Annotated in this window: 17 protein-coding genes and 1 pseudogene; 12 read left to right on the top strand and 6 right to left on the bottom strand. The window is 45.9% G+C overall.

The window, feature by feature from the left end; all coding sequences use genetic code 11:
• Positions 1–57: 57 nt before the first annotated feature.
• Positions 58–534: a tetratricopeptide repeat protein gene (locus MKR94_RS00955; RefSeq protein ID WP_241645045.1), complete on the top strand. Its 477-nt coding sequence runs from the start codon at positions 58–60 to the stop codon at positions 532–534.
• A gap of 603 nt (positions 535–1,137) precedes the next feature.
• Positions 1,138–2,442, top strand: coding sequence for a type II toxin-antitoxin system HipA family toxin YjjJ (yjjJ, locus tag MKR94_RS00950; RefSeq protein WP_241645044.1), 1,305 nt, complete (start codon positions 1,138–1,140; stop codon positions 2,440–2,442).
• 733 nt (positions 2,443–3,175) lie between these two features.
• Here the strand turns inward: yjjJ and MKR94_RS17095 are convergent.
• Positions 3,176–3,250: pseudogene (locus MKR94_RS17095) on the bottom strand (STM2901 family protein); the annotation flags it as partial.
• A 155-nt stretch (positions 3,251–3,405) separates the two neighbouring features.
• Complete coding sequence (locus MKR94_RS00945) at positions 3,406–4,278, bottom strand: LysR family transcriptional regulator (protein WP_241645043.1); 873 nt, start codon at positions 4,276–4,278, stop codon at positions 3,406–3,408.
• Between the two features lie 135 nt (positions 4,279–4,413).
• On the opposite strand from MKR94_RS00945, the gene MKR94_RS00940 reads away from it, so the two are divergent.
• Positions 4,414–5,151, top strand: a complete 738-nt coding sequence (locus MKR94_RS00940; protein WP_241645042.1) for an SDR family NAD(P)-dependent oxidoreductase — start codon at positions 4,414–4,416, stop codon at positions 5,149–5,151.
• Positions 5,152–5,167: 16 nt separating this feature from the next.
• Positions 5,168–5,866, top strand: a complete 699-nt coding sequence (locus MKR94_RS00935; protein WP_277755561.1) for an acetolactate decarboxylase — start codon at positions 5,168–5,170, stop codon at positions 5,864–5,866.
• A gap of 54 nt (positions 5,867–5,920) precedes the next feature.
• On the opposite strand, the gene MKR94_RS00930 is transcribed toward MKR94_RS00935, so the two are convergent.
• The gene (locus MKR94_RS00930; protein ID WP_241645040.1) at positions 5,921–6,652 is read right to left on the bottom strand and encodes an SDR family NAD(P)-dependent oxidoreductase; all 732 of its coding nucleotides are present in this window, start codon (positions 6,650–6,652) and stop codon (positions 5,921–5,923) included.
• A gap of 277 nt (positions 6,653–6,929) precedes the next feature.
• Here MKR94_RS00930 and MKR94_RS00925 point away from each other — a divergent pair, with 277 nt between their 5' ends.
• The gene (locus tag MKR94_RS00925; protein WP_241645039.1) at positions 6,930–8,825 is read left to right on the top strand and encodes an NAD(P)-binding protein; all 1,896 of its coding nucleotides are present in this window, start codon (positions 6,930–6,932) and stop codon (positions 8,823–8,825) included.
• On the top strand, positions 8,822–10,018 hold the full coding sequence (locus tag MKR94_RS00920; RefSeq protein WP_241645038.1) for a cytochrome c: 1,197 nt from the start codon (positions 8,822–8,824) through the stop codon (positions 10,016–10,018). The genes MKR94_RS00925 and MKR94_RS00920 overlap by 4 nt, the downstream gene beginning before the upstream one ends.
• 33 nt (positions 10,019–10,051) lie before the next feature.
• Here MKR94_RS00920 and eco read toward each other — a convergent pair whose 3' ends face one another.
• Positions 10,052–10,537 (bottom strand): serine protease inhibitor ecotin, encoded by a 486-nt coding sequence (eco, locus tag MKR94_RS00915; protein WP_241645037.1) that lies wholly within the window; start codon positions 10,535–10,537, stop codon positions 10,052–10,054.
• Positions 10,538–10,714: 177 nt separating this feature from the next.
• On the opposite strand from eco, the gene hpxO reads away from it, so the two are divergent.
• Entirely contained in the window at positions 10,715–11,872 is a 1,158-nt protein-coding gene (gene hpxO / locus MKR94_RS00910; RefSeq protein WP_241645036.1) for an FAD-dependent urate hydroxylase HpxO, read from the top strand.
• Here hpxO and guaD read toward each other — a convergent pair.
• A complete protein-coding gene (gene guaD / locus MKR94_RS00905) occupies positions 11,869–13,185 on the bottom strand; it encodes a guanine deaminase (RefSeq protein WP_241645035.1) in 1,317 nt (438 codons plus the stop codon). The two genes, hpxO and guaD, sit on opposite strands and share 4 nt — an antisense overlap.
• Positions 13,186–13,356: 171 nt before the next feature.
• Here guaD and ydfG point away from each other — a divergent pair, with 171 nt between their 5' ends.
• The 3 genes from ydfG to MKR94_RS00890 all read left to right on the top strand — a co-directional run bounded on the left by ydfG (position 13,357) and on the right by MKR94_RS00890 (position 14,809).
• A complete protein-coding gene (ydfG, locus tag MKR94_RS00900) occupies positions 13,357–14,103 on the top strand; it encodes a bifunctional NADP-dependent 3-hydroxy acid dehydrogenase/3-hydroxypropionate dehydrogenase YdfG (protein WP_241645034.1) in 747 nt (248 codons plus the stop codon).
• 79 nt (positions 14,104–14,182) lie between these two features.
• Positions 14,183–14,518, top strand: coding sequence for a DUF1283 family protein (locus MKR94_RS00895; RefSeq protein WP_241645033.1), 336 nt, complete (start codon positions 14,183–14,185; stop codon positions 14,516–14,518).
• Between the two features lie 15 nt (positions 14,519–14,533).
• The gene (locus tag MKR94_RS00890) at positions 14,534–14,809 is read left to right on the top strand and encodes a DUF1161 domain-containing protein (RefSeq protein ID WP_241645032.1); all 276 of its coding nucleotides are present in this window, start codon (positions 14,534–14,536) and stop codon (positions 14,807–14,809) included.
• 34 nt (positions 14,810–14,843) lie between these two features.
• Here the strand turns inward: MKR94_RS00890 and bioD are convergent, their stop codons facing one another.
• Positions 14,844–15,524, bottom strand: a complete 681-nt coding sequence (bioD, locus tag MKR94_RS00885; protein WP_241645292.1) for a dethiobiotin synthase — start codon at positions 15,522–15,524, stop codon at positions 14,844–14,846.
• Positions 15,525–15,866: 342 nt separating this feature from the next.
• Here bioD and MKR94_RS00880 point away from each other — a divergent pair, with 342 nt between their 5' ends.
• Both MKR94_RS00880 and MKR94_RS00875 read left to right on the top strand, forming a co-directional pair.
• A complete protein-coding gene (locus MKR94_RS00880) occupies positions 15,867–17,069 on the top strand; it encodes a sugar transporter (RefSeq protein WP_241645031.1) in 1,203 nt (400 codons plus the stop codon).
• Between the two features lie 107 nt (positions 17,070–17,176).
• On the top strand, positions 17,177–18,118 hold the full coding sequence (locus MKR94_RS00875; RefSeq protein WP_241645030.1) for a LysR substrate-binding domain-containing protein: 942 nt from the start codon (positions 17,177–17,179) through the stop codon (positions 18,116–18,118).
• The last annotated feature ends 131 nt before the right edge of the window (positions 18,119–18,249 follow it).

Below are 18,249 nucleotides of genomic sequence, written 5' to 3'. Positions count from 1 at the left end.
GAAGAAATAAAAGCGCTAAGCTATCGGTCACTCTCATTGATGTGAGTCGCCGATAGCATGACTGACACCCACTTATTTCCCTATGCGATAGCGTTACGAAAAAATAAACATTACTCCCAAAGCCGAAAAAGGCTGTTTTCTCTATTAACAACTGCCGCGGATAAGGGGCCGATCTATCTCCATATTGCCTGGTCGTATGATAATCAAGGCAGAGAAGCGCAGGCGCTCAATTTTTATCAGCAAGCACTAGAATACTCCCTTTGTGCCGATGACGAATTTGAGGCCGCATTTGGCTTGGCCTGTACGGCTCGCTGTTTAGGGCGATACGCAGAGGCGGCAAGACACTTCGAACGGTTAGTGATCCGTTACCCGGCACGCACCGAAATTATTCCTTTTTATGCATTATGTGCCGTAGCATTACAGGATACAGCGCTGGCAAGTCGCTTATTAATGGGATTAGTGATTACGCATCCTCCTACCGACGCAATAGCCGATTACCAATCGCCCCTAGTAGAGTATTGGCGAAAAATCTAAAAAGCCGTAGCGCTAAGAGTCGTTATCAGCAATGCTGATTGTTCTTTTTTCTTTGTTTTTGACAGCCTTTGGTTATCTGGTATTACGTTTAGAGAAACAACTACTACGATGCAAAATACCATTCACTGGCCTAAGAAATTCTTACCAGGTTTTAGCGATAATTTTTGTTCTAACGAGGTTATTGTTGCGGGACCCGGCGCTGCGGCATTTGACTGCTATTCATCAGCTCTTCATTGTGGCCAAGTTACTACATTAACACCGCGAATCCGGTTTACATGATACGGATAGCGACACATTATCTGCAGAGTATCGTCTTTATTTCGACAGCTTCGGCTTGCACAGAAGGCTGGCTGTTCCTGGACGTATTTCGTGGCAGGGTTGGGGAAGAGAAGAAGGAAGCGTAGATTGTGTAGAGGTGTTACATGCCTAGCTAGTGGAAGATTTAAGCCAAGGATGTGTGCCCGTCTCCATCAGGATCCTGCTCATCATTGGTCACGCGCCTTATGTGTAGAAGTCAGCCAGCAGGATGACATAAGCACTTCCGCATGGTAAGTTATTTATTCAGAAAGCTATTCATAAATCTATTCAAACGAGGGTCTGTCGATGGCAAATCGTACCGAAGCCATACGCCTACAACTTCAACAATCACTGATGACAGCTAAGCAACTAACTGAAAAACTTAAAGTTAGTCAGCCGACATTTTCACGTGTGCTTAAAACGATGGAAAGCGATATTGTTAAAATAGGTGCGGGGCCTTCTATTCATTATGCACTGAAACACCCTCACCGTGGCTTTCGTGACGCACCGATCTATCGGATATCAGAGACAGGGAAAATTAAATTATTGGGCGTACTCATCCCGGTCTATCCCCAAGGCTTTGTGATGTGCCAGACCGATGGCGTCATCCACCATAGCGATGGGTTACCCTGGTGGCTTTTTGATATGCGCCCGCAAGGCTATCTTGGCCGCGCGTTTGCAAGTGCCTTTTCTTCGGAGTTAGGCATATCATCGAATCCGGAAAGTTGGCAGGACGACGATGTCATCAGAGCGTTGTTGAGCCACGGACATGATAGCGTTGGTAACTTGCTTATTGGTGAAAAGGCGAAAGAACACTTTTTAGCGATGCCAACCCCGACACCTATAGACCGCGATAAGCATTATCCGCAGCTCGCGTTATCTTCCAGTTTGGGTGAAATACCCGGTTCCTCCGCAGGGGGAGAACAACCTAAATTTTGTACCTTCAGTGCTCGTGGCCATGTACTCGTCAAATTCACCACACACGAAGATAATCCGGTTAGTGAACGTTGGCGTGATTTGCTATTAGCAGAGCATTTAGCGTTACAAGTACTCGGCGTTGATACAACGGTAATTGATTTAGGTAGCCAACGTTTTCTAGAAATTCCTCGTTTTGACCGTCAACATGCCTTGGGGCGGATTGGTATTTTTTCATTGCGCGCCTTAGAAGCGGAGTTTATCGGTAAAGCTCGCGAACCTTGGCCAAGCTTAGTGAAATTGCTCGCTGATCAACAGCATGTCGTTCCCGAAGCGGTACAAGAGGCAGCCATCCTATGGGGATTTGGTGTGTTAATCGGTAATACTGATATGCACCACGGTAATTTATCCTTTATCAGTGAAAAAGGCCGGCCTTATCAGTTAGCACCCGCCTACGATATGCTACCGATGGGCTTTGCGCCAAAATCTGGTGGCGAAAGAGTTAACACGTTGCGGCCGGCAACGATAACCGATGTGATCGATGAACAATGCTGGCGTCAAGCATTAGAGATGGCTGAAGAATTTTATCGTCTCGCGCAGGCTTCTACTCAGTTTTCGGCAAATTTTGCACCTTGCCTCGAGGCATTAGGCCAACATCTGGCGGATGCTCGACAACGTATAGGACGTTTAGGGTAGGGGGAGGGAGAATAAGATCCCTAATATCCATGGCAGCAGTCCTTTGACAAAGATGGAAAATAGGTTCAGTTGATCATTGCTTAATGAGGCCGATAGATGAAAAGACTTGGCGTTGAAAAGTGGCTTTCCAAGCTAACGGCTATTGTCGCTTGACCCGACGAAAGTAAGAGAGTTTATGACCGCACTTTTCGTAAGATGAAAATGAGCGCATAACTCTATTATTTATGGCGAACGCGCCAAGAGATATTGTCATACTTTGATTGATGAGTGGCTGATGCATATCGCAAAAAATAACCTGAGTATCTTCTAGAAGTAGAAACAGATTTAAAAATAGGCTGTTGAAATAGTAATACTCAAAATGCCGCAGTTCTGTTGTGAGAGTTTGTACTTTCAGATTATTTAATGAGACAAAAGGGGCGGAGCAGAAAGAAAATTTCGCAAGTGAGTAATGAGTGAAGCGCTAAAACGATACCTAATACCTAATTTAACATAATATACATTATGCGCACCAAGGTAGCGTATAGCGAAAAATAGCACTCTGGAATGGATAAGTAGTCATACAGCCAGCGGCTATCCTTTGCAGATTCGGCCTGCATACTTTCACAGAAAAATAAATACTGAAATCAAGATCTGCATGCCTGAGAGTAAGCTCAGTAAAAATCTCATCAAACAATTCCTGGGCCTCTTCGATGGTAATCTCTGACAGTACAGTACGTAACCTGGGACACCACCGCCCAAAATCCTGTTCACCAGGCTGGCTAGCAACATTTTCGCAGAAAATTATAAACAGCAACTGGCTGGCGGTCAGATTTAAGCAGCTAACGTAAAAAGAGTTTAATGCTCGGGATTACCTAAGTAATCCCATTTCAGGCCTCAATTAGTGCATACATCCATATACTCACTATTTTTATTCTAAGCGTTGACGGTAGATAACTGCTTATCGCTAATCATTTCCGATACTTCCTACCCCATTAATCCTGCCATCAACTCATCCTTTATCTCTTTCTTGAACCGATAAATTGCCGTTTCAGGATTGATATATAGCCACATTGACTTCTTGACGACCGGCAGTAATCCTTCGAGTTGGCAGAGTTCAAAGCTGCCTTGGGATAATTTGCTAGAAATTATGCGTGATGACTCGAACGCTATGCCTTTACCACTTTCTACTGCAGTAAATAACTGCGAGGCTCGGCTATAATAAATTTTTCGATGATCGGGAGTAGTTAATTTATTGACCTTAAAAAATTCATCCCAATTAGCGAGACCATGCTGGTTATAAAGCAAAGTATATTGTGATAAATCATCAATAGTTTTTATTTTTTTAGCAATCTCTGGTAAGGCAAAGGGATAGTAAATGTCATCGCCTAAATAGTGGTTTCCCGGTACGGTATGTGCCAGTGAATGAAAATACACAACAATATCCCAGTCGCTCAACTCCCCATCAAATGGTCGCTCTTCAGAGACCATTTCAATCGTATCAAAGTGATAACTTAGCTCTTCTAAAAGACGTTGGTTAAGTAATATGGACGAAATTCCGGGTGGAGTATAAATACGAATCTTACTGCCCTGCTCTTTTAATTTGGTAATACCTTGGTTGAGAATATGTAGACTTTTCTTTGCATAATCCGCGAAGACTTCCCCTTGAGGGGTCAAAGATACGCCAGCGGCTTTCCTTAAGAACAACTTAACCCCTAACCGTGCTTCGAGTTTTTTTATCGCCTGACTTACCGCGCTGACCGTGAGATGTAATTGATTCGCTGCCTCCGTGAACGATTTCGCGTTGACCACGGCTACAAAGGCGGGTAAACAACTGAGTATTATTGGATCGCTTTTCATTAATAACGCCCTGATTCTACTGATTAATCTTTATAGCATAACATGTACCTTAAGTTTTACTTAACAACTATTTAAAAACACGCGATGGACTCTATGACAGTAACTTCTAAAATCATGGGATACCAGGAGGAAATTATGACAGCAGAAAAATCTCTAGCAATAGTTACAGGTGGTTCGCAAGGTATCGGGTTCGCTATCGTCGAAACCTTAATCGCCGCCAATTACTTTGTTGTTATTGCCGACTTACATGCGCCAGCCGTCCAATTTGACGCGGCTCAACAGGCTAATATTCATTATCAGCAGTGTGATGTTTCTGATGCACAATCCGTGAAGGCTCTCGTGGAAGGTGTGAAGGCGCAATATGGCCACATAGACGTTCTCATTAATAATGCAGGCGTGGTGTGTCAGGGGGAATTAACGTCCTTGAGTCAAGAGGCCTGGCAAAGAGTATTTAAGATAAATGTCGAAGGCCCTTTTTTACTGTGTCGTGCCGTGATCCCAATCATGCAGCAGCAAAAATCAGGACGTATCGTTAATATCGCATCAGTGGCTGCGCAATCGGGTGGCGGCTTTCTCGGCAACACCTGCTACGCCGCCAGTAAAGGTGCAATCCTTTCGCTCTCTAAGGGAATTGCTCGCGAGTACGGCGAGTATGGGATCAGTTGCAATACGCTCTGCCCAGGTTATGTGGAGACCCCTCTCACTGAAGTTCTGAGTGAAACACAAGTCAAAAATATTGTTCAGGCCATCCCTGCTAAGAGAGCGGGCAAACCTAGCGATATCGCTGAAGCAATACTACTTTTAGTGAGTGAGAAGAATGGCTACATCAATGGTGTAACATTAAATGTTGATGGCGGATTAATTCGCTACTAATTAGATTAGAGGTTTTATGAGCAAAATTACACAGTTTTCGACTATAGGCGCCCTAATGGCAGGTCACTTTGATGGTGACTTTTCCATCAATTCCCTAAAGAGTCAGACGCTCTTTGGCTTAGGGTGCTCTTGCGGAATTAATGGTGAACTTACTGTCTGTGACGGAAAATTGTGGGAAGCGACTGCGGGTGAATCACTCCATCAGTTTGAAAGCCACGTAGTTCCTTTTTTACAAGTTACCGACTTTATTGCCGAACATACGTTAGCAGCCACTGATATCAATGATGAAAATATTGAACAACTTTTGGCAGAGCAATTTCCTATCAATAATATTTTTTTAGCGGTAAATGTAAAAAGTTGCTTCGATGAAGTAGTTATTCGTCGACCTCAGCGAGAGGAATCGAAGACCCGTACTGTCAATGAGATGTCTGATTCCCAACAAGTAGACACACTTAATGACGTATCTGGACAACTTATAGGATTCTGGACTCCAGAGCTGTTTGGTCGGATCTCAGTGCCTGGCTTCCACTTCCATTTCATTAGTGATGATCGCCAGTTGAGTGGGCATGTTCTGTCGTTTTCCACCGCAAAAGCAGTCGTGGATTATCAAGTCAAACACAGTATTGAGATCACGAACTCTCATAGTGATGCCTTTATCAATTTAGATATTGATGTATCACAATTGGACGAACTCATTAGCCACATTGAAAAATAATTAGCCCTATCGAAACATAATTAACTAGGCATCTTCGGATGCCTAGTCTCAAGATTAGGCGAGTAACCCGCCATCGACCGGCATGGCAATGCCGGTAATATAGCCAGCCTTCTCACTTACCAAGAATCCTACCGCATTCGCAATATCATTAACTTGGCCATAAGCACCCGTCGCAACAAAGCTACTTAGGTATTTCGCTTCCTCGGTATCAGCCGGATTTAAATCCGTATCAATTGGGCCGGGTTCCAAGACGTTGATAGTAATCCCTTTCTTCCCAAGATCCCGTGCAACCCCTTGTGCGAACCCACGTAGTCCTGCTTTGGTCGCCGCATAAACGGATAGACCGCCAAAAGGTACACGTCCTGCGAACGCAGATCCCATTAATATAATCCGGCCACCCTCACCCATCACTTTCGCCGCTTCGCTGGTTTCAATCATCATTCCGCGCAAATTGAGGTTCAGCACCGCATCAATATCATCACTGGTCACTTCTGTAATAGGTTTATGATTGCCGATCCCTGCATTACATACCAAAGCATCAAGGCGACCCAATTGTTTCACCGTCTCCTTGATCACTAATTGATTACCCTCAACCGATGAACCGTCTGCTTGAATTAGCGCCACCTTCCGACCCAGCGCAGTGATTTGCGCAGCAACTTCATCAGCTTTAGTTTTATTACGTGCAAAGGAAATGGCAATATCGAATCCTTGCTCAGCTAATTGGCGAGCGATGGCTGCGCCAATACCACGGCTTCCGCCAGTAATCAGTGCAACTTTACGTGTCATGATTTACTCCTTATTCAGTGGGACAGGGATAGGTCACCAACAGTGACCCATCAAGTCTTTGAAGGGTAACATTTTTAGGTAGGATTTTGCGGCGAGAAAGTGGTAATTCGTGCCATCTAACTCTCAGAAAGCCCATTTAACCTTTAACCCTACCTTTATACTGGATATTTTCCTTAACCATCACGTTTATCGTCGACGGGCATGGAAGATGTGAGGGAAAATCGGTACCCTAGGCAGCATAATATATCGATTACAATAAGAAGCAATGGAGAACGACATGCCCATTACTCGGCGTGATTTTTTAAATGGCTCAGCGATTACCTTAGCTGCCGGCCTAACCCCGTTTAAATTGAGTTATGCGGCAATGACCGCTGGAAACGCTCGCTATTATCCACCAGCATTGATGGGGATGCGGGGGAACCATCCGGGTTCTTTCGAAATGGCTCATAAAATCGGCCGTGAAGGACTTATCCCCGCGGTAAAGAAGCTGTCCGCGAAAGAACACTACGATCTGGTCATCGTCGGCGCAGGATTGAGTGGGCTCGCGAGCGCACTATTCTGGCAGCAGAAAATGGGTAAAGACCAACGAATCTTGCTACTGGATAACCATGATGACTTTGGCGGCCATGCGAAGCGCAACGAGTTCTCCACACCAGAAGGTACCATTATTGGTTACGGTGGTAGCGAATCCTTTCAATCACCTACACATATCTACAGCCCGGTGGTCTTAGCGTTATTACAATCGCTCAACGTTGATATCCAGCAGATGGCGAAGGATTTCGACGTTAACTTCTACCCTGACCTTAACCTTAGCCGCGGAGTCTACTTCGACAAAGCGCATTTTGGGGAAAATAAGCTAGTTAGTGGTGATCCTGATGGTGTGGTCGCTGATGATATCCCCCCGAATCGTCGTAATGGCCGCCCTATTACCGATTATATTAATGATTTCCCTCTGTCCTCAGATGATCGTCAGGCCTTGATTTTATTGCATACCCTGCCTAAAGATTATTTAGCAGGGATGGAAACTCAACAAAAAGTCGATTGGCTCGCTAAAAATAGTTATTTAACCTTTCTAAAAGATAAGGTCGGCCTATCCCAGACTGCGATTGCCTATTTCCAGCAGATGACCAATGACTTCCAAGCAGTGGGGATCGATGCGACAGCCTGTAATGATGCTCAACTTTGTGGTCTTCCTGGTTTTGAGGCAATGGGATTGCCGCCACTCGACCCTGAAGATCAAGCTGAATTAACCGACCCCTATATTTATCACTTCCCTGATGGTAATGCTGGCTTAGCACGGATTATGGTGCGTCGATTAATTCCTGATGTCGCACCCGGTGATACTATGCACGATTGCGTGACAGCGACATTCGATTACTCGCAATTAGATCGTGAAGACCACTTGGTACGACTACGCCTGAATAGTACGGTCGTGAACGTGACAAATCAGGATAACTTGGCTGAAGTTAGCTATTTCGAACAAGGCGAGTTGCACAAAGTCACTGCCAATAAGGTGGTCATGGCGTGCTACAACATGATTATTCCTTGGTTAATGCCCGAATTACCTGAGGCGCAAAAAGCGGCCCTGCATCAAAATGTCAAAGCACCTTTAGTCTATTGTAATGTGGTTATCCGCCAGTGGCGCGCGTTTCAGAAACTGGGCGTCCACGATGTTTACTCCCCAGCGGCACCATTTAGTATGGTAAAACTCGACTTCCCCGTAGATATGGGTGAATACCGTCATCCTCGAGATCCTAACAAACCCATCTGCCTGCATATGGTGCATGTTCCGACGCTTGCCGGAAGTGGATTATCGAATCGTGAACAGTCACGCAAAGGCCGTGCCTGGTTATTAGGCACGCCTTTCAGCACTTTTGAGACATGGATCCGTGAACAGCTTCAAGGCATGCTGGGTGAGGCTGGGTTTGATCACCAACAAGATATTCTAGGGATTACCGTCAATCGTTGGGCTCATGGCTATTCTTACATCGTTAACACCTTATACGATAATGAAGAAGAAGCAGAGAAAACCATCAAGACTGCACGTCAGCCCTTCGGTCATGTGGCCATTGCCAATTCGGATTCTGATTGGAGCCCTTACGCCCATGCCGCCATCGATCAGGCTTGGAGAGCCGTCAATGAGTTAACTGCAGCCCAAGGAGCGACATCATGAACCGTCAATTAGGCTTAGCGGGGTTATTTCTGTTTTCCCTACAAAGTTATGCATCATCGAGCAGTGATGTAATTGCCCAAGGAGAATACTTAGCTCGGGCGGCTGATTGCATGGCTTGTCATACTCAAGACAGTGCAAAACCTTTTGCTGGCGGTGTAAAATTTGAATTACCCGTTGGCACACTCTACTCAACCAATATCAGCCCAGATAAGCAACAGGGGATTGGCGACTACAGCGAAGCAGAATTTTCTCGTGCAGTGCGTGAAGGGATTGCTAAAGGGGGAAAACGCCTCTATCCCGCCATGCCTTACAATGCTTATGCCAAGCTGAGTGATCAGGATCTCCACGCCCTGTATACCTATTTTATGCAGGGTGTTAAGCCTGTCGACCAACCTAACCGCGACAATGACATTCCCTGGTATCTTGCCGCTCGCTGGCCATTGCGGCTATGGAACGCAATTAATGCTCCAGATCCCGTCAGTAGCCCCTCATCACCGGATGATAGCGATCCAATTAAGCGTGGTGCCTGGTTAGTAGAGGGTCCTGGTCACTGCGGTGCCTGCCACACGCCACGCGGCTGGATGATGCAAGAGAAGGCCCTGACGGCCGCGAGTGAACATTACCTTTCTGGCGCTGAAGTGGAAGGTTGGTATGTGCCCTCACTGCGTCAACTCCCTTACGATGCCGCACAAACTGCTCAGATACTCAAGACGGGCCATAATGCCACCAGCGCAGTGACTGGGCCGATGTCTGCTGTGATCACACATAGTAGTCAGTATTTAACCGACAGTGATGCTAAGGCAATTGGTCTCTATCTCACCTCGATACGGATAGAGAAAAATCAGCAAATTACCACACCACAGCTTACCATGACCGATCCGGATAAAAATTATCTGCGTTATTGTTCTACCTGTCATGGTAAGGAGGGGCGCGGTACGCCGAATGTTATCCCTTCCCTGCAAAATAATCTGATCGTGGCGGCCGATAATCCAGCAAGCCTGATCCGAGTGATAGCTTATGGCGCCGACACGCCTCAGACCTTAGGCCAACTTTCGTGGTCGATGCCAGGTTATCAGCATGCGCTTGATGAACAACAGCTTGCTGACCTAACTAATTATGTTCGCGGACGTTTCGCGAGTAAACAAGAAAAAGTGACAGCGTCACAAGTTAAGGCTATCTTATCTACGCAGTAATCGCAGCACAGCGCCCTACTATAGGGCGCTCAATTACTTCTGTTCTGCAGTCATCACGGCTGACTTGGCCTGCCAAACACGATAGTTGATCGCTATATCCTGCGGAGCGTAAACCACAATCGGTAGCTTACTGTTGTAACGAATAAAGCGTTGTGCCGTGTTCAGCGGTAAAGTAATAAACCTTTTCTTCGTGCTATTCGGTAAACAGGCCATCTTAGTCGACAGCCTACCCGGCTTTATCGCCACCTGATAATAGTCATAGCCCCATCCCTTAACCGTTTCGGTAGTCAATGTGCCTAATAGTGATCTCGCGTTACAATCGACCTGCTCTTCTTTTCCGATGATCAATTCAACTTGTTGATCCTGTTCATTGGCGGTGGCCGGAAGTTGAATGACGTGACGGTGTAATCCCGGTAGTGTGGACGGATAAGCTTGTATAGGGTCATTTGCGCTAGCGGACATAGCAAAAAATCCACTTAGTCCGGTTAACACCCATCTTGCTATCATTGCTCGATTCATTATGCGGTCTCCTCAATTATTATCACTACAATAGTGCAATGTCCTTTTATGGTGCAAGTATGCCATTCATTTATTATAAGGTGGGCCGTTGATTTACCGCTGAAACCATTGAAACGTCAATCTCAATCTTGGTACAAAAGTTGCAATGCCCCAGTATCTGTTTGTAAGGGGTTTACTATGAAAGCAATTATCATTGGTGCAGGTATTGGTGGGATGTCGAGTGCGATAGCCCTCGAAAAAAAAGGATTTACAACCCAGGTGTTCGAAGCGGTGAAGGAGATGAAGCCGGTCGGCGCGGCGATCTCTATCTGGCCAAATGGCGTGAAGTGTCTTAATGCACTCGGCATGGGAGAAAAAATCAAAGCAATTGGAGGCGATATGCGCACCATGGCATACTTTGATTATCGTAATGCTGCCCCGCTCACTCAGTTTAGTATGGCGCCTTTAGTCCAGCGTGTAGGGGAAAAACCTTACCCCGTGGTACGCGCTGAATTACAAAATATGCTCATTGACCATTACGGTAAAAGCCGTATCCAGTTTGGTATGCGGCTCGTGGCTATCGATCAAGATAGTGAAGGTGTGACGGTGACCTTTGAAGATGGTACGCAAGCCCACGGGGATTTTCTGATAGCCGCTGATGGTACACACTCTGTTGCCCGTCCATACGTGTTAGAAAAATCGCCCCCACGCCGCTATGCTGGGTATGTGAACTGGAATGGGCTAGTGGCAATCGATGAAGCGATTGCCCCCGCATCACAATGGACAACTTATGTTGGCGAAGGCAAACGAGTATCACTTATGCCGGTCAGTGGTCAACGTTTTTACTTCTTTTTTGATGTCCCGTTACCCCTAGGGTTAGCCGAAAATAGAGAGACATTAAAAACCGATCTAAAACGGTATTTTGCGGGCTGGTGTCCGTCCGTTCAGACATTAATCGATACCCTTGATGCATCAACGACTAATCGCGTCGAAATCCATGATATCGACCCCTTTGATCAGTTTGTCAAAGGACGCGTGGCCCTACTCGGCGATGCCGCACACAGTACCACGCCAGATATCGGCCAAGGAGGCTGCGCGGCCATTGAAGATGCCGTGGTGTTGGCCGATATCTTAGCCAGTCACTCGTTGGGTATTGAAGATAGCTTACAGCGTTATCAGCAACGCCGTACGGTACGGACACGGGATCTCGTCCTCAAAGCCCGTAAACGTTGTGCAGTGACCCACGCCGTCAATCCCCAACAGACGGAGGCTTGGTATCAGGAACTTCGTTCGGAAACCGGCGAACGTATTCTCGCCGGTCTCTGTGAAACCATTGAAGGGGGGCCTTTAGGCTAAGCTAGACTCTTATGGCGCTGGAAAATACAGCGCCCATTCACCCAAGTTTGGCGGATATTTCGCTCATCCCCCAGCGTCATCAATACAAAGAGCTTTTCCCAAATATCGCGACACCGTGATTGCCGTAACGTCTGTAGTGGCGTGACGGCTAAATCAATAACGATAAAATCGGCTTCTTTACCAGGCTTAAAACTCCCAATTTTATCTTCCAAGGATAGCGAGGCTGCCCCCCCTAAAGTGGCATGATAATACGCTTCCGCTACGGTTAAGGAATATTGCTGCAATTGTTGAACTTTATAAGCTTCCGACAGGGTGCGTAACAGTGAGAAACTGGTCCCTGCACCGATATCAGTCCCCATCCCTATTTTTACCTTGTGCTGATGCGCTTTACCTAAATTAAACAGGCCACTACCTAGGAACAGATTGGAGGTGGGACAAAAGCTGATAGAAGAGTGCGTTTGAGCCAGGCATTGCCATTCAGACTCCTGCAAATGTAAGCAGTGAGCAAACACACTCTTCGGACCGGTTAACCCATAATGGTGATAGACCCCAAGATAATGGGGGTGTTCGGGAAACAACTCTTTGACCCAAGCAATCTCTTGAGGATTCTCACTTAAATGCGTCTGTATCCATACATCAGGATATTCACGTTTCAGTTGACTGACAACGCTCAGTAATGCCGGTGTGGAGGTCGGTGCAAACCGAGGCGTTAAGGCATAATGAAGGCGGCCTTTATTATGCCAGCGCTCAATAAGTTGTTTAGTCTGTTGATAGCTTTCTGACACCTCCTCGCATAATGCCTTCGGCACGAAACGATCCATCATGACTTTACCCGCGATGATACGCATTCCTCGTTGTTCCGCAGCAGCAAATAAAGCATCTGTTGAACCTTGATGTACCGAACCAAAGATCAGCGCCGAGGTCGTACCGTTCTCTAAACACTGATCAAGAAAGGTCGACGCCATTTGTTCGGCAAAGGCGGTATCGTGGTATTCACTCTCAGCAGGAAAGGTATACTCTTCAAGCCACTCCAAGAGTTGCTCGCCCCATGAACCCACCATACCAATCTGTGGGAAATGAATATGCGTATCGACAAATCCCGGCATAATGAGCTTATCGCGCAGGTCATAAAAGGTGTAATCCTGCCATTCAGGAAACTGGTCACGGTTTTTCCATTCAATCAGCGCATCAATTTTCCCCTGATTGATCAGTAACAGCCCTTCTTCAAGATAGCGGGCGTGCTGGCTGGCCTGACTGGCCTCCTCTGGTTGGGACGCAAAATCAAAAAAAGAGGCTCTGATTGCATAACGCATGAAAATTCCTTATTAAATAAAACGTTGTCTAGCAAGCTCTATGCCACTTGCACTGCCTCAGGTAATGCTTTAAACATGGCGTTATCGCTATATTTTGTAAAGCAAAAATAGAGCGGCGCCACAAAAGGAATGCTATGTTAAGTTCATCACTCATTTATTAAGGAAGCTCACATGATTATTTTGGTTACAGGTGTCACATCCGGTTTTGGTGAAGCGATTACTAAACATTTCATTAAACAGGGCCACAAAGTTATTGGTACTGGCCGTCGTGAAGAGCGTTTGCAAGTCTTAAAGAAACAGTTGGGTGACGACTTTTACCCTATCGTACTGGATGTCAGAGATTATAACGACATCGAAAAACAGCTTTCGTCTCTGCCTAGTACGTGGCAAGAAATTGATGTTGTGGTAAATAATGCGGGGCTAGCACTTGGGCTAGGTCACGCACAAGAGGCAGACCCTAAAGATTGGGAAACAATGGTAGATACCAATACCAAAGGTGTGATGTATATTGCTCGTGCCGTGTTGCCTGCCATGGTGAAACGTAATAAGGGCCATATTATTAATATTGGTTCGACCGCTGGTAATTGGCCATATGAAGGCGGCAATGTCTACGGGGCGACGAAGGCTTTCGTTCGCCAATTTAGCTTAAATTTACGCACGGACTTACACGGCACAGCCGTACGCGTCACCAATATTGAGCCAGGACTCGTCGGCGGCACCGAATTTTCGAACATTCGATTTAAGGGTGACGATGAAAAAGCGGCAAACGTGTATCAGGGGACTCAGGCACTGACCCCTGAAGATGTGACAGAAGCGGTGTATTGGGTCGCCACCCTGCCAGCGCATGTCAATATTAATACCCTCGAAATGATGCCAGTAAGTCAATCGTACGCAGGATTACGCGTTGACAAATCTTGAGTTAGCTCCATCTTTAATTGAGACTAATTATGCTAAACTTATTGACTAAGCATGAACGTATTAACTGAAAGGTAAAACAATGAAGATTGCAACCAGGATGTTATCCGCAGCGTTATTATTAAGCTGCTTAGGCTCAGTGGCTCCGTCAGCGCTGGCTCAGACAGAGCACCTTATCATTGATGATGGCCACACAAACTATAGTAACGAGCTTTCCCGCGAACACAAAGAACAGTGGGATGACACTCGCTCTCTGCGTAAGAAAATTAATACTCGCAACGAAAAAGATTTTAACCGTTTAGACCGTGCCGTTGACTCCAAAGAAGCCTGTCAGCAAAGTCTTAATCTCAATGCTTATTGGGAACCGACAACACTACGTTGTTTAGATCGCCAAACTGGACGCCCTGTCCAACCTTAATCTGAGGAAAAGGTCATGAAAAAACTAGGCTTAACATTATTGACGGTAATGGTGCTGGCGCCAACGCTCTCTTATGCGTCATGCGAGTCAGTGAAAGCGGACATTCAGCAGAAAATTATCCAGAATGGTGTCGCAGAGTCAGCCTTCTCATTAGACGTTGTGCCTAATGACCAAGCTGAACAGCAAGGCGGTCTCGTTGTCGGACATTGTGAAAACGATCAACAGAAGATTGTTTACAAGCGTACTAGTGATGATAACTCCGGCTCGTCCAGCCAGTCGGTTTCCCCCTAGTCTGACGATAACAGGGCGTAATGCCCTGTTTTTTTTAGCGAGTAAAGAAGTCAATCAGAGGTTGAGAGGTAAAATAAGTGCCGAGATCTTTTTGATGAGCGTGCGGTACATAAGGGATCTCGCCAATTTTAGGCGCAGCGATATGTTGTGACAATAAGGCGATAATTTGTTGATACTCTTCCAAGCCAGGATTAATACGATTCGCTACCCACCCTACAAGCTCCCCACCTTGCTGTAAAATGGATTCCGCCGTCAAAATGGCATGGTTAATACAGCCCAACTTAATTCCTACGACTAAAATAACCGGAATTTTCTGTTTGATTACCCAGTCAGATAAAGGATTCTGAGTATTGATTCGGCTATGCCAACCTCCCGTGCCCTCTACAACTAAACGCTCTACCTGCTCTTCAATAAACCACATCCCTTTGGTAAGTTGTTGCTCGTTAACCGCAGTAATCGCTCCAGTACTGACCTCATTTCCGGTGAACGGATAAGGGTTAACATCGTCATATTGCAACGAAATGGTTGATGCTTGTTGAAGCAATTGAGCATCCACACACTGTAAACCCTGTTCAGTCAGCTGAGCATTTTGCGATAAGGGTTTATAACCAGCACAAACTATCCCCTGTTGACGGAGCATGCGGAGTAATGCGAGTGAGACGACGGTCTTTCCTACGGCAGTATCGGTCCCCGTGATAAACACTTTATTCACTATGATGTTTTTCCCTAAATGCCAATCAAGAGGGTGTTAGTCTAATTAGTTCTTCTTAAGCAAGAATTGCGTTAACGCAAAGTTTACGTTGATTAGCAGATAGCGAGTAGTAAGTGTAGAAAGGCGTCCTCCGCTTTTCTCGGGGAAATTACCGTATTAAAAGATTAAGATCCTCTGCTTATTACCACAAGTCACTATTGCAGGCGGAGGGAGAAAGATGGCGCCTGCTGTCATATTGATTATACTGATTGCAGTAGATGTTGAATCTGCATCCTTCACACTATACTGTGATCTATATCACGTTAATTTTGGGCAAATAAGATTTCTATGATAGTAGAACCTTCAATGACTTCATCCCATCAAGAGGATATCCCACCAGTTACACGTAAAGTGGCCTGGCTGCGAGTGCTTTTGCTGGCGATATCAGCTTTTATCTTCAATACAACGGAATTCGTGCCGGTTGGCTTACTCTCGGATATCGCCACTTCTTATCAGATGAAGACGGCAGATGTCGGGATAATGCTGACTATCTACGCATGGTGTGTAGCCTTACTCTCGTTGCCGCTAATGTTAGTCACGCGTAATATTGAACGACGCTGTCTATTGGTGGTACTGCTTATTTTATTCACCATTAGCCATGTTCTGTCTGCGTTCGCGTGGGATTTTAATGCCTTAATTGCTTCTCGAGTCGGCATTGCCATTACTCATGCAATTTTCTGGTCGATTAACGCCTCATTAGTCATTCGTATAGCCCCAATGGGTAAACGTACGCAAGCACTGAGTATGTTAGCAACCGGTACGGCATTAGCCATGGTCTTGGGCGTGCCCATTGGACGAATCATCGGCCAATATCTCGGTTGGCGTGCGACTTTTGGGTTGATTGGTGTTTCTTCTTTTATATTAATGATCATGCTGGCGCGTTTACTACCTAAACTGCCAAGCGAGCACACTGGGTCATTGAAAAGCGTACCAGAACTTTTTCGCCGCCCACCGCTGGTCTGCCTTTACCTATTGGTAACGATTGTGGTGACGGCGCACTATACCGCCTATAGTTATATCGAGCCGTTTATTCAAGCGGTGGCCTTGCAGAGTGCCAACTTTACAACACTATTACTGTTATTGTTTGGGGGTGCAGGGATCTTTGGTAGTACGTTGTTTAGCGCATTAGGTAAAAAATTTCCGTCGGGACTGCTACTTGGTGCGATTTTCCTCATCACCTTATGTATGGCACTGCTGTACATTGCCGCAGGCCACGATATCGAAACTATCGCGCTCTGTGTGGTCTGGGGTATCGCGATGATGATGATTAACCTAGCACTGCAAATCAGGGTACTATCCCTCGCGCCCGACGCGACCGATGTTGCCATGTCGCTGATGTCAGGTATTTATAACATTGGTATCGGTGCGGGGGCATTGCTCGGCGGGCAAATCAGTAATGTGCTGGGGCTATCAGTGATTGGTTATGCCGGGGCAGCCTTTGGCTTAGTGAGCCTACTGTGGTGTGCATGGAGCCTAAAACGCTACCCAATCTTACGTTCAAATCAATAATTTAGCACTAACCACTTCATATCAAACCCGCGTTTACAGGCGGGTTTTTTTCTGTCATAACATTAAGCCTACCGACAAAACACAATCATGTAACATAGGATGGGCTGGTGGATATTCATCGTTTTAATCAAAAGATACGTCTTAGACATTTCCACGCTATCGCGGCGGTCGCACAACAAAAATCGATCAGCGCTGCAGCGAAAACATTATCCATTAGTCAGCCAGCCTTATCGAAAACCCTCAAAGAATTAAAGCTGCTCTGTGGCTACGACATTATTATTCGTCAGGGGCAAGGCGTCATATTGACCCAAGAGGCACAGCAGTTACTCCCTCATGCTTTACAAATTCTCAATACGTTGCAGCATGCCACAGACAGTTTGTTCGCCTTTGAAACCTCGCCGGTTCAAGTTATTCGCTTAGCCGCACTGACGACGGTGGCTATGGGGATATTACCTCGGATTATCGATGCCTTTCATCATCGTAACCCCAACGTTCAGCTTCAAGTGTCGACACTGCATAATAACGTTCTACTCGCTTCACTCCGTGCAAGGGAGTATGATCTTGGCATCGGCCGACTCGCTGAAAAAACGTTCATGGATGGACTAGAGTATGAACTACTGTTCACGGAGAAAATTAAACTCGTGGTTAATCCCGCTCACCCTCTGTTAAAAGGGAATGTCAGTCTTGCTGCAGCAATGAACTGGCCGCTGGTTATTGCACCCGAAGGAACAGCGCCTTGGCGAATCGCCCAACGGATCTTAGAAAGTCAAGACTGTCAGTTACCCGAAACCCGTATTGAAACTTCATCCACCTCTCTCGCCCGTCAATTAGCCCTTCACTACAATTATGTCTGGTTTGTTCCCTCCGGCGCAGTTCGTGAAGACTTAGTTCACCAGGCCCTCTCCCCATTACCGTTAGTGTTCACCGATCCGGGTGAGACCGTTGGTATCATTACCCCTACCGATGCCCTATTCAATACCACTATTGAACGGTTACGGGCTACGATAAGAGAGCAATCTCAAACCTTAAACGAAAACACTTTTTTATAAATGAAAAATATCTTTTATCTTTCATAATTAAGTACTTATAGAAAAACATTGATTGTTGGAATATGTTAAATAACTTTAAGTAATAAGACATAACCAAAACTAATCAAAATGACTATAAGATACTCTATTAG

Origin of the sequence: Rosenbergiella metrosideri (assembly GCF_022602565.1) — a bacterium.
Lineage (GTDB): Bacteria > Pseudomonadota > Gammaproteobacteria > Enterobacterales > Enterobacteriaceae > Rosenbergiella > Rosenbergiella metrosideri.
The sequence above is the reverse complement of the archived record's forward strand: the minus strand, read 5'-3'. Positions and strand labels throughout refer to the sequence as shown.

What these genes read in the sequence shown, in the direction of transcription:
- MKR94_RS00955 (WP_241645045.1), top strand. Translation starts at nt 58, where the DNA reads ATGACTGACACCCACTTATTTCCCTATGCGATAGCGTTACGAAAAAAT.
- yjjJ (WP_241645044.1), top strand. Translation starts at nt 1,138, where the DNA reads ATGGCAAATCGTACCGAAGCCATACGCCTACAACTTCAACAATCACTG.
- MKR94_RS00945 (WP_241645043.1), bottom strand. Translation starts at nt 4,278, where the DNA reads ATGAAAAGCGATCCAATAATACTCAGTTGTTTACCCGCCTTTGTAGCC.
- MKR94_RS00940 (WP_241645042.1), top strand. Translation starts at nt 4,414, where the DNA reads ATGACAGCAGAAAAATCTCTAGCAATAGTTACAGGTGGTTCGCAAGGT.
- MKR94_RS00935 (WP_277755561.1), top strand. Translation starts at nt 5,168, where the DNA reads ATGAGCAAAATTACACAGTTTTCGACTATAGGCGCCCTAATGGCAGGT.
- MKR94_RS00930 (WP_241645040.1), bottom strand. Translation starts at nt 6,652, where the DNA reads ATGACACGTAAAGTTGCACTGATTACTGGCGGAAGCCGTGGTATTGGC.
- MKR94_RS00925 (WP_241645039.1), top strand. Translation starts at nt 6,930, where the DNA reads ATGCCCATTACTCGGCGTGATTTTTTAAATGGCTCAGCGATTACCTTA.
- MKR94_RS00920 (WP_241645038.1), top strand. Translation starts at nt 8,822, where the DNA reads ATGAACCGTCAATTAGGCTTAGCGGGGTTATTTCTGTTTTCCCTACAA.
- eco (WP_241645037.1), bottom strand. Translation starts at nt 10,537, where the DNA reads ATGAATCGAGCAATGATAGCAAGATGGGTGTTAACCGGACTAAGTGGA.
- hpxO (WP_241645036.1), top strand. Translation starts at nt 10,715, where the DNA reads ATGAAAGCAATTATCATTGGTGCAGGTATTGGTGGGATGTCGAGTGCG.
- guaD (WP_241645035.1), bottom strand. Translation starts at nt 13,185, where the DNA reads ATGCGTTATGCAATCAGAGCCTCTTTTTTTGATTTTGCGTCCCAACCA.
- ydfG (WP_241645034.1), top strand. Translation starts at nt 13,357, where the DNA reads ATGATTATTTTGGTTACAGGTGTCACATCCGGTTTTGGTGAAGCGATT.
- MKR94_RS00895 (WP_241645033.1), top strand. Translation starts at nt 14,183, where the DNA reads ATGAAGATTGCAACCAGGATGTTATCCGCAGCGTTATTATTAAGCTGC.
- MKR94_RS00890 (WP_241645032.1), top strand. Translation starts at nt 14,534, where the DNA reads ATGAAAAAACTAGGCTTAACATTATTGACGGTAATGGTGCTGGCGCCA.
- MKR94_RS00880 (WP_241645031.1), top strand. Translation starts at nt 15,867, where the DNA reads ATGACTTCATCCCATCAAGAGGATATCCCACCAGTTACACGTAAAGTG.